Raw genomic sequence first — 13,613 nt, forward strand, 5'->3', positions numbered from 1 at the left:
AAATTGTAGTTATTTATCTATTGAGTCAAAAAGGAGGTTCTCAACTTCAGTAAAAAGGAATATAGAAATGACATCCCCAAAATCGACAGATTACAACATTATCGTCATGTCTGACCCTCAACCTTGGCGACTAGATCTAGATAATAACGACCCCAATAATGACCAAGATCGTTGGGAGTCTACCGTTAGAAAAGTCAGAGATAGCATCAAATTATTACACCATGAAAAATCATTTGCTTTTGGCATTATCAATGGTGATTTAACCGAATTTGGTCGTCGTTACCAACGAGAAAGTTTTCGTTCTCTTTTTGCCCCATCCCCATTAGGATTTAACACCTATGTCGGCCTTGGTAACCATGACTATCAAAATAATGTTGGTGATTGCGCTGAGCCGGGTAATTCTGATTACAGTATGAATGCCTGTGCTCGTGGCATGGTATTTGATATGCACTACCGTATTGAAGAATATCAACATTATGCAACATCTGAAAACTTTAAAGCTGATAGTAGCGAATATTCCGGCAGTAAAGCTTATTCTTGGGACTATGGTGATATTCATTTTGTACAATTACAAAACTATCCTACCTATCATGTTGTACTTGATCACTGGGCCGCATCCACAATTACAGTCACCGATTCAATTGATTGGTTAGAAAAAGATTTAATTCAAGCACGAAATCGTAATAAAACCATCGTGTTAAACTTTCATGATGGTAACCAACACTTTCCTGAAAACTCTTCACAAGAGGAACTCTCATTCTTTAAATACATGCTTGAGCATTATGGTGTAAAAGCTGTATTTGTTGGTCATACCCATTATGTTGGGCAGGATAATCTCTATGGGAAAAGTGAGATCTTTGGTGATATTCCTGTTTATAACAGTGGCGCTTTATTTAAAGGTGATTACTTAGCTGTCGGCATCCGGGGCTCTCAATTTTCTATTGCGGTTTATAACGGATTATCAGGACAACCCAAGTTAATCGAGCATTGGAATTAGTGCAAACAAGGAATCTCAGTTATGAATTTAAACCCATTAAAAATCGCCATGAGTCCGTCATCATTACCCGCTACACAGCCATTACATTGTATCGATTATCAAGAATTACAAGATGGTATGTTAGACATGATTAATCGTAACAGTAATGTATTGCCTACAATTGTAGATAAATTTAATGAACAAGATCCACTCAATGCCCCCATTATTGTCGGGCAAACAGTTATTGGACATATTATTGGCTTAGTACCTATTGTTGGTGGTGTATTATCCAAAGTCACTGCAGCGCTCTTTAATATGATGAATAAAAATATGAAAGATAGATCACTCGCTGAGCAGATTATTGAACATGTCTCTCATATTATTGATGCAAAAATTACTGACAATAATGTCAAAATTATCAAGTTAACTACGGAAGGAATTTCTGATGTTTACCAACTATTTTCTGATACTCTCTCCCGTTATCTTGATCATAACGCGAATTATTCTGAGCAACAAAAAAAAGACTTACAAGAACAAGTACTAAACCGTTTCGATGATGTTATTACGACGGTTGTTTCTCAACAACCGCTGGTTTTAAATTTAGCACAATCAGCAGGACTCCCTTTTTACTGTCACTGTTGCGCACTTTTTGTTGCAGCACACTGCGATATTCTAACCAATAAAGATAGCCTAGGATTAAGTGATAATTACTTTAAAAGTAATCTAAGAACATTAAGAGAAAGTATAGATAAGTTTAATCGTGAAATTCATACTGCAATTTATCAGCAAACCTCTGGGATATTTAAAGATGATTACAATAAAAGTAATACTTTTTTATCTGGTATCTATACCTCCGGCCTCTCTTTTTATCAGGCTTGGGTAAAACGCAGTTTTGCCATTGAGTTAAATACTCCATTTTCTCGCTGGAATAGCTTAGAGTTATATGGAAACGACTATAGTCATGATCCCAAAATCAGTTATTACAACGCTTATTTTGATATAGGAAAAGACATATTATACCGAACATCAATGTTGCAAAGTATCGAAACGTATTCCCATATTGATGCCATTATTCGCATTAAACACAACTATTTCAGCGTTGAAAAAGTAGCTGATAGTTTTCAATATGAAGGCTGTTATGGTGTGACGGGTGATAATCAAGATGTCGTAAAAACAAAAACATTCTTCACACCTGATAGTAATAAAGCCTATTTATCGCCCTCTCAAATTTTACCTTCTGTTCGCTATATTTCTGATACACCTTGGGGCGCTTTACATTATATGGTGCTTGATGATGTAAATAATAATAGCTTTACTCTTGGACAAGGTAACAGAGAGAACAAATCCTATCTCAATATTCCAGGTTACTGTTTTAATGGTGTAAACCTTTATTTAAGCCGACATAATGGTAAACAATGCCATGATGATTCTGGTGCTTGGCTAACAGAGTCAGCACCAATATTTCGTTTTTATGATGGCTATGCATCTCTTTTATTAGAAATTGAAAACCATTTACCTGTACCGCAAAAAAGCTATGAGTTAGATTTAAATCATGGGTTTGATACAAAGTTAAGTAACGCCCAATCTGGTTATAGCGATATGCTGGTAGGTAAAAACTGTATTTTATTAAATCAAGATGCTTATTTCTGCTTACCTTCAGAAGAACCCATAGGTAAAGCCAACTCCGCCCAGAAGATAAAAATATTATTACAGTGTGCAGCTGAAAGCGAACAACAATTATCAGTATTTATAAGAACGGGTAACGCGATTAATGGTTCATTGATTGCCTCAAACGAGTTTTCTCTTATGCTTAACCAAGACAATATTATTTATAATATAAAACCGTTACTTAATCACCCTATCACAAATAATAAAGCCTATTTTCGTACCTATCAGCTTGAATTAGATTGTTCATTTACTCATGAGAATGAATCAAATCTTTATTTCTATTTACACTTTTCTAAACCGAATACGGTATTAGCAGATATTACTGTTATGTTCTAATAATTGTTCCTAAAAAACACCTAAGTACGATGTAAACTTAGGTGTTTTAGACAAACCTCAATTTAATTCGAAATCTAATGAAACAATCAAAGGGTTCAATAAGTTTTCGGGTTTAGGACCTATGGGTTTTACGCGTTTAACCGCAGCAATAGCCGCATTATCAAGAGAAGAAATACCAGAAGTACTTTCTATCTCAACCCTTGAAATCGCACCTTCAGATGTGAGTGAAAAAGTCACCACCACCTGACCTTCATGTTGCATACGACGTGCTTGTGATGGGTAACGTTTATGACGCTCTATTTCTCGACGCAGTGAGCTAAGGTAGTGATTATCAGATTCGCCTTGCCCTATCCCTTTCTCGCTTAATGCATGACTTCTTCCTGCTAACGAGCTTGCCGTATATTGCGTTAAACTTTCTGCCGATGCATCTGATGTCGTTTGCGCTATTTGGCTTTCTAAATCACGTTGTTCTGTCGGCTCTACTTTTTCTTGCACCACCTGTTTTTTTACGGGTGTAATTTGTTTTGGTTTTAGAGGTATGGGTTTTTCTTTTATTTTTTCAGGAGGCTTTTTTTGTACTTCAACAAATTCGCCTTGTTGAGCGCTCGGTAAAATAATAGCCGTATCCTGAGATCCAATTTCTTCAATAGGCTCGGGTACCACTGTAGATTGTTGAGGCGGTGAAAATACCACTTGGTAAACGGATAATGTATTTTCTTGTCGCTGATGAATATGGTGTGCACTTTCTGTCATAGAAAGTGAACGCAACACCCAACTTAATATAGCGATATAAACTAACGATATGCCAATCAGCCAATAATAAATATTAAACGGATGCCTGACAGAAAGTGCCAACATAAATAAAAGCTCCTTACTCTCTTTTAATTAAAATTGTGCAGTCACACCTAATCGGAATGTTCTTCCCGGCGCAGGCATACCTGATCGCGTTAAAGGATCAATGTAGTATTCGTTTAATAAATTACTGCCCGTTATTTCAAAAGATAAATTAGAGCTATATTGATAGTTAATGTAAGCATCAACGGTAAAGACTTTTGCCCAACGCATTGGGTTGTTATTTCTGCCATACATTTCTCGTGGTAATTTTTCTTTTAGCCATTTTTCATCTTTATTTTCCACTTCTGATGAATAAAGCCAGCGACTACCAATTTCTAATTTATTATCTAACCAACGAGTACCTAAATGTAAATTAACCGAATATTTAGGTTGAAGAGAGGTACGTAAAAAACCACCAGGATAACCGCCCGTCATACACTCTTTAATACCCAAGAAACCAAATGGATCGTAGTTACTAAAAGCATTTTTATCACATACTTTATTTTTATGACTATAAACTAAAGCCGTATCCATAAAAATAAAGCCATTATCAAAGCGAGCTTGAACCTCTAACCCCTCTAATATTTGCTTTTCAAATTGCCTAATTTGCCAATTCGCATCTCTATCAAACACATTTTCAATATTGGTACGAAAATAATTAATTTTAATATCGGCATGGCGATCCACATTAAGCCAATCAGTCAAATCAAACACAACACCTAACTCAGCACTTTTCGCACGCTCGGGTTTTAATTTAAAACCGTAATAACGCGCTTTTGACCCAGAAAAACCACTGGTGTCTTCAAATAAACTAGGTAACCTTAGTTGCTCGGTATAACGTCCATAAAAACGCAATATATCGTTGGCATATATCGTCGCAGACACTAAGGGTGAAAATGCGCCATGATGATAGCTGGCCTCTGGTGCAAAACTATCTTTATCATCATCAAGATAAATAGGTATTGGATTAGAAACGCCCATTTCATATTTATTAACTAATTCACCTGTAATTGGATCAGGTACTTTTTCATTAATATTAATATAACCGTTTAACAAAATATTATTGCTTTTTAATAACTCTCCATATTCATCAAAACCCCAATATAATAACTCTGTTTTCATTGGTCTCATAGTAGTAGAGTTGAAAACAACATTTCCATTCTCATCACGGAGATATGTTCTATTTTCAAAATGCATTTGTTTTGAGATTTTTATTTTACGATTAATTTCTTTTTTTATATTATCAGGTAGTTTTTCATACTCTGGATGAGTTAATTTATACGCTTGTACTATCCTTCTTTTTTCTCTAAGTTCAGGATCTCTTATTACTCTTTTATATTTTTCTGGTAACTGTTGTTCCGTAATTCCACATAGAGTGCCAACTAAATAACACTCTTCCTGTGTCAATGTTCTTTTATAACTTACTATATATCCTCTAATAGAGGGAGTTTTCTCATAACCTTTTACGTTATTCCTTCGCTTATTATTTAAAAAAGTATCTGTTAAATGATAATAATGGTATTTCCCACCCGCAGTAATGGCTAACCAAGAAAGTGGCTTCCAATCTGTGGAAAGGGCTAAATTAATTTCATGACGCTGCCCTGCTCGCCCTGAGGTAACAAAATCAAGTCCTGTAGGTACTTCCAATTCATCACTGTCTAATTTTTCAAATTGATAATTACTAGAAAATGAAATAGAAAATTGAGGTGATAATTTAAATATCGAAGATAAATCCACGCCATAGCGGTTATTCTCTTGATAAAGAGATGCTGTATCAATAAAACGGGTATCTACTTTTGCATCCCATTTAGATAAATACCGTTCTTCATAATCAACCTCCTTTGAGACTCTGGGTTCACCACCACGAGTATTCGTATGCCCAGAAGTTAAATTACCCCATAAACGTAACAGTACATCCGCTTGCTTATCTTCTGGTTTCCACTGATAAGTTAATATTCCCGCCTGTTGATTAATCGTTGCTAATGGCCATTGAGTCACGACATTTTTTTCGTAACGAGCCCACTCTAATCTCAGAGGCATAATATCGCCAAACAGTAAGTCTGTGTATCGATAGTTAATTGAAAAACGATGTGTTGATTCAGGGAATAATGTTCCTTTTACTAAAAAGGAACGATTACGACTGGAGGTATTAGGGACTTCATTTCCAGGACGATAAATATGAGCAATAAAAGGAACATAAGGCGTTAGCCTTAATTTATAATCAATAGAATGGATTGCCTTCATATCATCCGTTTCTAGATAAGCTTTTGTATTTCTTTTTCCTGCTAAATAATTTCCTTTTTCTCGTAATGCATAAGCAAATAATAAATTAAATTTTTCTTCTTCAAAACCAACCCCAAGTCGAAATGAGTGGTCATGAAAATTCCAATCTTTATTTTTTTGAGGTGTTATTTCTAAAGCAGGATCAACGACCCTTGAACCATGATGATAGAAATAAGGATAATTGCGATAATCTCCGAGCATATCTAAATAGACTTCTTTATATCGTGTGGAGTTATTACTAATATCTCCTTTAAAATTAATCCCAAAAGAATCACCTATAGGTACAATATCTCGAATATCTAAGGTTTTTATCGCAATACCGCCACCAATACCTGTTTTCATATCAGGTGTTAATGAGGGACCTTTTTCAATATAGATACTGCTAATCAGATTAGAATCAATATAGTTACGATTAGATGCACCACTATAACCTCGATAAACGGTAATTGCCTGCTCTGTCCCATCGACAGTCACAGGTATTCGGCCTTGCCCTTGAATACCTCGAATATTAGGATCAAGCGCCCCCCCATTACGCGCCTCACCACTATAAACACCAATGGCGCTTTTTAGTAAATCAGCGGGAGAAACACCTTGATAACGCTCTAATAGCTCTTTTCCTAAATAAACATTAGAAACATCTTTTTCATATACTTGTGAATAACCTTGTTTATCTTTTTCTTTATTATCAGAAATTTGAATATGACCAAGATCGGTTTTATCTTCTTTGGCTTGCAGATAAAAGCAAGGTGAAAATAGCGATAGAGAAACGAAGATTGAAACAATTTTTCGCTTTTTAAAAAGCATTACATGCATTGTTTTACCTATTCAATTAATAAAGGAAGTCACTTATTTAATTAAAATTGTTTTTCTAATTTAAATAACACTTCATGTTGCTGATATTGATATAACCAATCCACATTGCTTAATCTTCGGGTATAACGTAACTCTATTGTGGGATAAAACCCTAAAATAAAAGGTGATTTATTTTTAATACTGGTTGTAAAAGAAATACTATTATCTTTTCTTCTCTTTTTTAATAAAGGATTATAGTTATTAAAGCATTTAAATTGATACTGTAAAAAAAGAGAAATATGCCAATTAGCTGACAATGGATAATAAATGCCAGTTTTTATACCATACAGCTGATAATTTAATAAAGTGTTTTTTTTACGATCTAACTGATAATTTAATTGATTAACTAAGTGTATTCCATTATTAAAATAATAGTTATGGTAAGCACTATAACTTACTCTCTTATCATTTAAATTATTTAACGATTTTTGATATTTCTTTATTTTATAATCCAAGCTTAAATTAATAGTTTGCTTTTTATTAATAAAATAAGAAAGCTGTGTTTCATTCCCCCATGCTTGATATTCATATTGTTCCCGTGATGATTTTATTTCGTAATAAGGTGTTATTGACCACTGATATTGAGGTTTTTGATAGCGATAACCCAGTTGTGTATATAATGCAAAAAAATTGGCGTTACGATGAGAGTGATAATCTATATATCGAGCATAAGTATAAGAAGAAAAAGCATGGTGAGAATAAATAATAAAAGGTTGATAAAAAGAAAAATAATGGGTAATTCCTGTAGATGCAATAGGTTTTGCACCTCTTAGCGTCGTTTTCCCTTGAGTGGATTGAGAGACAATTTTTTCAGATAAGTAAGGTGCATGATTAATATTATCGTCATAAAAAAAGCCAAGTTGATAGAAACGTTGGCCTTGAAAATAAGAGGCTAACTTAACCTTATAAAACTCAATAGACTGGATAATATCTTTAGATAAATCAACAATATTGCTCAGTTGATTAAGTTGTTGCTGTGCTTTTTTATATTCTCGTAAATGAAAATAAAGTTGAATTAGCCCGGTTTGGGCTGGGATAAAATCGGCTTTTTGCTTAAGTTGTTGCCGATAATAAAATTCAGCGTTTAAAAAATCACCTCTGTTTTGTGCCAATAACGCCTTTGCATAATTAACAAGTAATACTTCATGTTGAGATTGTTGTTGATAATAAAGCAATAATCTTTCTGCTTTTTGCCACTGTTGTTGTTGCAAATAGTGATAAAGTTGCTGACCAATTTCAGCTGTATTCGTTGTTTCAAGATAATAAAATGGCTTGTCACGGCTCTCTTTTGCACTCCCATTAAATGAAAATAAAATAAGCAATAAAGCCAATAATCCTCTTATTAAAGGTCGATAATAATTCATGGTATATCCTTATAAAAACAAAAGAACAATTCCTTTAAATCGGCTTAATTTAGATAAAAAAAAACAGATAACCCTATACCAGATTATCTGTTGCTAACATTTAGCGTAATGACCACTAATACCACTTTTAAAGAATTAACCGATTGTTTTATCAAATAAAGCTATAATATTATTTTTGAAAAAATCAAGAAGCATTCATGCCTGCTGTCATTTATTCACTGTCACTGCTATTTTTCATACCACCAAAACCAATATCTTTTTTATGGTCTGAACTAAACACCACAATACCTGCTAATCCTTCAGCACTTTCACCAAAGAAAGCGCCTTCAACAACCCCTGATGTTGACCCTTCATTTGCATCTGCAGAAAACGTCACTTCATTATTTGCGGTATAAAGATTTCCTCCTGCTAAATCAACCGTACGTTGACTATTAGTCAGCGAACCTTCGATTTTCTTCTGTGAAAAATCAACATCAAACGTACCTGAAAGTAAGTTACTGCCGCTATATTGACTAATACCCGTTACCGTATAAGTAGCGCTATCTGTTGGTAATGTGGTTGTAACATCTTTACCGATATAATAGGTTTGGTGTGTCGCATCTGTCGTTGATGTTGTTTTTGCCCAGTCACCAAAATAGACATTAGCATCAGTAATTTTGGCAAAATGGAAAACACCCATATCACTATGTTGATGATTGGATTGGACTGTATAAATCCCATTACTATCCGCTCCACCACTCATCCTTGCTGATGTTAACGAAGCAAAACCAATTTTTTTCCCGCCTCCTACTGTGCTAATACCAACACCCGGTTCTCCTCCAGCTGATTGATGAGGACCTCGATTAACTGCATCACTTGCTCCCACTTCCATCGTTGTTAAAGGGCCACTTTGATTAGAGTGAATTTCAGCATGTACAGTATGAGAGCCCATTAATATAAATAATGCGCAGACTAATTTATTACGTTTATTCATAATAACTTCCTTATTATTCATTGAAGGGTGTGGCTACTTATTATAAATAGAAATAACAAGTAGCCACTTACAGAAATATTGATATTTTATCTATCGTTCCAGCTTCACTTACGAATATAAAGTTTGCTGTGTTGTTCGTAGGTAATATTAAATAAATCTCTTTTATTGTAAATAACACATTTTAATTAGAGAGATTTTAATTAACCCTATTTATGTTATGAAAATTAAATTAATTAAATGATTTACTTTGATTTTTTATTTAAACACATAAAAAACCAATAAATATTTCATGTTTATTTCTGTGAACAGTCTCGCAATTATTTATCTTTATTCATTTTAAGACTAATTAATATTTATTAGGTATTTTAGCTTTATTATAAATTATATATTATAAATATAATCATTACTCAAATTAAAAATCTTTTTCATTCACTATATTTTATTTATTTCCTCAGAAATTATTTTTATAAAGATATCACGATCTTTATTCTGAATATTATTATTCCAAATAACACCTATTTCCCATTGTGTATACAAGCCAGATAGTGGCAATAAAGTGACTTTTTGTTTGTCACAAATAAGTTCTGCATTTTTAGGCACCAATGCCATACCTAATCCTGCCGCAACTAATGCTAACTGCGTTTGAATATCTTGTGATTGTTGTAATACACGAGGTTTGATTTGATGATATTTCAGAAAATCATGGATTTGTTGATACAGTTTTTTTCCTTTTTCAGGAGACAACTGAATAAGCCCAAGCGTATTAAAGTAGTAGAGTGGATCATCATCAGCCTCTAGCACCATAATAGTTTGCGTGGGGATTGCTAACATTAATCGCTCTTGCACTAATGAAATACTTTTTAGTGGCTCTGTAACTGGTAAACGTGAAAATGCCAGATCAAGCTCACCCAAAAGTAATTTGTCTTCCATTGTGTTAGAAGGCATATCATCAATGTGAACAGTAATATCAGGGTGAACACGATTAAATTTTGCCAATAATGGTGTAATAAAATTTAATGAGGACAGACCAAATCCTGCATACAGCTCTACTTTTTGAGGTGCACTTAATTGGCGAGCTTGTTTTTCTAGAATACGGGCTTCTCTTAAGACTGACTGAGATTGACTCAGTAAATACTGTCCTTCAGGGGTTAATTTTGCGCCGTGACGCCCACGCTGAAAAAGAGTGACACCCAACTGAGATTCTAATGTTTTTATCTGTTTAGTGAGTGCGGGTTGGCTAATAAAAAGCCTTGATGAAGCTTCACCAAAATGTTCTGTTTCAGCTAAAACAACAAATGCATTCAATAAACGGGTATCCATGATTAATTATTGATCCTATCTTATTTTTCCTTTTATTATTCTAACATAGAATAAATAAATAAAATTAATAACCAACAGCAATACATTAATAAGTAAAACAAATAAATTAAATTGAGATTATTCTTTAACCAAAACAAAAACAGCCAACAAAATGAAAGCTGTTTTTTTATTGAATTACTCTTTACCAAATCGAACTGAAATAGGATCTTGTTCATTTCCTAATCTTGTCGTTAATATCGAATAAAGTTCAGGTCTTCGCCCTGTTAGCCAGCGTCTTCCTGTTGAGTTTTCTAATAATGTAAGATCAAGATCTGCAATCACCATATCATCATCAATTGCTTTGCTCTCTTTTATTACTCGTCCATAAGGGTCAATGATCATCGCATTACCTGTGCGAATTTCTTCCTCATCACGGCCTACACCATTACTAAATAACACAAACATGCCGTTATCATGGGCTCTTGCTGGTAACCAACGCATTAACCAACCTCTTCCATGCTCTCCTTGAAATGCTTCTTGTAATGATGTGGGGTCTTGATGTCGATTTTCCCAAAGTGTCATAGGGATCGGCTTCATACTATGTGGACTACGTGAATTTGTTCCACCTGTTTGATGAGGGGCGAGTAAAATATCAGCACCTAATAATGCATTAGCGCGTGCATTTTCTACCAAGTTATTATCCCAACAAATTAATACTCCCATTTTAACGCCCCAAGGGGTTTCAAAGACAGTGTATTGCTCACCACTTTTGATGATTGGATGTTCGAAAGCATGTAATTTCCGATGCTTATGTAAAGAGCCATCAGGCATACAAACAACCCATGTATTATAGAGTGTATTGTCTTCTGCTTGCTCAATAAGCCCGACACCTATCGCCATTTGATGCGCTATCGCTTTTTGTTTGATTAACGCTAAAGACTCACTATCAGAAACACGCTCGCTTAATGCATAGACTGCATGTTCTGGCAATTGAGGAACATGCCAATATCCAGTAATACACATTTCAGGAAGCACTAATACATTCACCTGCTGACTGGCTGCACTATCTATAAATTGATGGATTTTCGCTAAATTATAAGCTTTGTCGTTTGCTTTATGCTGAAACTGCACTGTAGCAACGCGTAATGTTTTAGATGTATTCATACGTTTCACCTATTAAGCCTGATATCTCTATCAATATAAAAACGTATTTATTGCTTAAAAGATAATCACTTATTCTCTATTTTTGATAACCTTTTGGAATGAAATTAGATAACAGCAAGAAATAACAGGGTTATACACCTCTGTTTCACGGAACAATTACCTTATTTTTTGGCATCATAATGGCAATAAAGGAGTATTTATGTCAGCCAAGTCCCTATTTATAATTCTTTCATTGTTAGGATTATCTGTTTCCTGTTTGGCAGGAGATGGCTTAGTGGATAGAACATGGCCAGCTTCTGGATTAGATACACAAAACTATCGGCAAGCATTAAGACAGCCAACGGCAAGTTCTCGATATACACTTTTTAATATCACACCAGATATGCCCGTTCCGGGTGGTGCAAGCCATTCAACTCCTCCTCAAGGCATTCGTTATATTGCAATGAAATATGGCCCTTATGGTCAACCAGAACACTACAAAACCTACCAAATTATGTTTTCTCACTATTCAAATAGTAGTACGAAAAAAATTCGCTATTTAGGTGAACTATATACCGTTGTTGGCGATATCTATTTGATAGATCCTTTTGCAACAACCAATGAATGGCAACGTGGCCGTAGCCAAATCGTTGAAGAGTATTATGAGATATTAGATGCTCACGGAAATAGAACCGGCAAAGGATTACGCTTTAATAATTGGGATAAACCAATTCATATAACTAAATGGTCATCAAATTAATATACTCTTAATTAATATTCATTTTTGTTAACTCTCTCTTAATGTCGTCATTTTTTCTTTTATTAAAATAAGTACTTTGAATATTAACCTACGTTAATACTTTCTAAGTTTACATAAATAAACAATATAAGAATATCAATAACTGACATTATTCTCTTAATTTCTATTTAATTTAATTATTTCTTTATATAGAAGTTTAATTCAAAGAAAAGTTAGTTTTTATTTCACTTATCTATTTAAAATAATCATTAGCTTATGAAAATCATAGAATATTATTTCAAACAGTTTCGCACTATCGCATTACCTGATCGTGTGTACTTAAAGAATAAGTTTATACGTAACTTAGGTTATCAGCCTAACTTTAAAATACCGACATCACTTAATGAAAAAATTAATGCTCGTATGCTATTCGATAGAAATCCAATTTATACGCGCTTAGCTGATAAAATCAAAGTCAGAGATTATGTGATAGAAAAGATTGGCCCACACTATCTTGTTCCAATTATTAACACCTATTCTCATCCTGATGAAATCGATATTACTCAACTTCCTTCACGTTTTGTACTCAAATGTAATCATGACAGTGGTAGTACAATCATCTGCCTTGATAAAGCCACTTTTGATTTTGAAAAAGCAAAGAAAAAGCTTCAGTTTCATTTAAAACGTAATCTCTATCCTGTCACGCGCGAATGGCATTATAAAAATATCAAGGCACAAATTCTCTGCGAAGAATATATTGATTTATTTGATACAAAAAAACCAATGATACCAACGACTTGTCGTCTTCACTGTTTTAATGGCCAACCTCATTATGCTGAAATTGATATTTCTGACACCAAAGGGAATGAGTACATTAATGTGTATGATACAAATTGGCAGTTACAACCTATAACATTAGAAGATCCCAACACTCCAGAATATGTTGAAAAACCAGCTCAATTTGAAAATATGTTGCAATTAGCCACTAAAATGGCAAGTGACTTTAATTATTGCCGAGTTGATTTTTTAATGTCTGAAAATAGGCTGATCTTCAGCGAAATGACCTTTACTCCAAATGCAGGACGTATCCCCATCAAACCTAAAGAGTGGGATTATAAATTAGGTGCATTGTGGCCATAATCGGCT

10 protein-coding genes are annotated in these 13,613 nt (G+C 34.1%); 4 read left to right on the plus strand and 6 right to left on the minus strand.

Going from position 1 to position 13,613, the window contains the following annotated elements; translation table 11 throughout:
* The first annotated feature begins 67 nt into the window (after positions 1-67).
* Positions 68-997 carry a metallophosphoesterase gene (locus DK857_RS10805; RefSeq protein WP_109402175.1) on the plus strand — a complete coding sequence of 310 codons (930 nt, stop codon included), beginning with the start codon at positions 68-70 and terminating at the stop codon, positions 995-997.
* A 21-nt stretch (positions 998-1,018) separates the two neighbouring features.
* Positions 1,019-2,980: an insecticidal delta-endotoxin Cry8Ea1 family protein gene (locus DK857_RS10810; RefSeq protein WP_109402176.1), complete on the plus strand. Its 1,962-nt coding sequence runs from the start codon at positions 1,019-1,021 to the stop codon at positions 2,978-2,980.
* A gap of 57 nt (positions 2,981-3,037) precedes the next feature.
* Here the strand turns inward: DK857_RS10810 and DK857_RS10815 are convergent, their stop codons facing one another.
* From DK857_RS10815 to DK857_RS10840, 6 genes are all read right to left on the minus strand, one after another.
* Positions 3,038-3,838, minus strand: coding sequence for an energy transducer TonB (locus DK857_RS10815; RefSeq protein ID WP_109402177.1), 801 nt, complete (start codon positions 3,836-3,838; stop codon positions 3,038-3,040).
* Positions 3,839-3,865: 27 nt separating this feature from the next.
* Positions 3,866-6,910: a TonB-dependent receptor domain-containing protein gene (locus tag DK857_RS10820; RefSeq protein ID WP_109402178.1), complete on the minus strand. Its 3,045-nt coding sequence runs from the start codon at positions 6,908-6,910 to the stop codon at positions 3,866-3,868.
* Between the two features lie 41 nt (positions 6,911-6,951).
* Positions 6,952-8,313 (minus strand): porin family protein, encoded by a 1,362-nt coding sequence (locus tag DK857_RS10825; protein ID WP_109402179.1) that lies wholly within the window; start codon positions 8,311-8,313, stop codon positions 6,952-6,954.
* Positions 8,314-8,524: 211 nt separating this feature from the next.
* Entirely contained in the window at positions 8,525-9,286 is a 762-nt protein-coding gene (locus DK857_RS10830) for a Slam-dependent surface lipoprotein (protein WP_157957604.1), read from the minus strand.
* A gap of 432 nt (positions 9,287-9,718) precedes the next feature.
* On the minus strand, positions 9,719-10,606 hold the full coding sequence (locus DK857_RS10835) for a LysR family transcriptional regulator (RefSeq protein WP_109402180.1): 888 nt from the start codon (positions 10,604-10,606) through the stop codon (positions 9,719-9,721).
* Between the two features lie 174 nt (positions 10,607-10,780).
* Positions 10,781-11,749, minus strand: a complete 969-nt coding sequence (locus DK857_RS10840) for a nitrilase family protein (RefSeq protein WP_109402181.1) — start codon at positions 11,747-11,749, stop codon at positions 10,781-10,783.
* 199 nt (positions 11,750-11,948) lie between these two features.
* On the opposite strand from DK857_RS10840, the gene umoA reads away from it, so the two are divergent.
* Both umoA and DK857_RS10850 read left to right on the plus strand, forming a co-directional pair.
* Positions 11,949-12,488, plus strand: a complete 540-nt coding sequence (gene umoA, locus DK857_RS10845; protein WP_109402182.1) for a UmoA family flagellar biogenesis regulator — start codon at positions 11,949-11,951, stop codon at positions 12,486-12,488.
* Between the two features lie 255 nt (positions 12,489-12,743).
* Complete coding sequence (locus DK857_RS10850) at positions 12,744-13,607, plus strand: ATP-grasp fold amidoligase family protein (protein ID WP_109394467.1); 864 nt, start codon at positions 12,744-12,746, stop codon at positions 13,605-13,607.
* The last annotated feature ends 6 nt before the right edge of the window (positions 13,608-13,613 follow it).

It is taken from the genome of Proteus terrae, assembly GCF_003144325.1.
Lineage (GTDB): Bacteria > Pseudomonadota > Gammaproteobacteria > Enterobacterales > Enterobacteriaceae > Proteus > Proteus terrae.